We start from the raw sequence: 383 nt of genomic DNA, 5'->3' as shown, positions 1-383 counted from the left end.
CGTCATCACGATCCGCCAGGGATCCGTTGATGCGCGCGCCGCGGCACAGACCGCTGCCGCCGAGCCGCTCACGGTCGCCGTCGACGCGCTGCAGGCCGCAGCCACACTCGTGCAGCCCGACGCCGTGCTCGTTTCGCACTCCGTCAACGGCCGCGACACTGCTGCGCGCTTCGCCGCGCGCACCCGCGCAGCGCTCGCCGTTGACGCCATCGGCGTTGCCCGTGATGACCTCGGTGTGGTCGCCCAGCACTCCGTCTACGGTGGCGCGTACAACGTCACCTCGGCATCGACGTTCGGTGCGCCCGTCATCACGATCCGCCAGGGATCCGTTGATGCGCGCGCCGCGGCACAGACCGCTGCCGCCGAGCCGCTCACGGTCGCCG

At 72.1% G+C, this 383-nt stretch carries 1 pseudogene; it reads left to right on the top strand.

Features of this window, described 5'->3' with window-relative positions:
- A pseudogene (locus tag AUL38_RS05220) lies at nucleotides 1–383 on the top strand (electron transfer flavoprotein subunit alpha/FixB family protein); the annotation flags it as partial.

This window comes from Leucobacter sp. G161, from assembly GCF_001482305.1.
In the GTDB taxonomy this organism is placed as follows: domain Bacteria; phylum Actinomycetota; class Actinomycetes; order Actinomycetales; family Microbacteriaceae; genus Leucobacter.
This window is presented reverse-complemented; position numbering and strand designations above follow the sequence as displayed.